The organism is Streptomyces sp. MMG1121, from assembly GCF_001280015.1.
Classification (GTDB): Bacteria; Actinomycetota; Actinomycetes; order Streptomycetales; family Streptomycetaceae; genus Streptomyces.
Genome location: NZ_LGDV01000048.1, coordinates 1 through 867, shown reverse-complemented (window position 1 = coordinate 867; position 867 = coordinate 1). Strand labels below are relative to the sequence as shown.

The 867-nt window shown below is 65.3% G+C and carries 1 protein-coding gene; it reads left to right on the top strand.

The genetic code is table 11. The annotated features are described in order from the left end of the window. Window positions 1–867 (top strand): adenosylhomocysteinase (locus ADK64_RS06670; RefSeq protein ID WP_078992519.1); only part of this gene is annotated, 867 nt, incomplete at its 5' end.

The window sequence follows — 867 nt, the reverse complement described above, 5'->3', positions numbered from 1 at the left end:
CTGGCGTCGGAGATCCGCGGCGTGACGGAGGAGACCACGACGGGTGTCCACCGTCTGTACGAGATGCAGCGCGACGGCGTCCTGCTGTTCCCGGCGATCAATGTCAATGACGCGGTGACGAAGTCGAAGTTCGACAACAAGTACGGCTGCCGTCACTCGCTGATCGACGGGATCAACCGGGCCACGGACGTGCTGATCGGCGGCAAGACCGCGGTCGTGTGCGGCTACGGCGATGTGGGCAAGGGCTGCGCGGAGTCCCTGCGCGGCCAGGGCGCCCGTGTGATCGTCACGGAGATCGACCCGATCTGCGCGCTGCAGGCGGCGATGGACGGCTATCAGGTGACGACGTTGGACGAGGTCGTGGGCCAGGCGGACATCTTCGTCACCACGACGGGCAACAAGGACATCATCATGGCCTCGGACATGGCCAGGATGAAGCACCAGGCGATCGTCGGGAACATCGGTCACTTCGACAACGAGATCGACATGGCCGGTCTGGCGAAGCTGCCGGGTGTCGTGAAGGACGAGGTCAAGCCGCAGGTCCACACGTGGACGTTCCCGGACGGCAAGGTGATCATCGTGCTGTCCGAGGGGCGTCTGCTGAACCTGGGCAACGCCACCGGTCACCCGTCGTTCGTGATGTCCAACTCCTTCGCGGACCAGACGCTGGCCCAGATCGAGCTGTTCACCAAGCCGGACGCGTACCCGGTCGGTGTGTACACGCTGCCCAAGCACCTGGACGAGAAGGTCGCCCGTCTCCACCTGGACTCGCTCGGCGTCAAGCTCACCACGCTGCGCCCGGAGCAGGCCGCGTACATCGGCGTCGAGGTCGACGGCCCGTACAAGCCGGACCACTACCGCTACTGA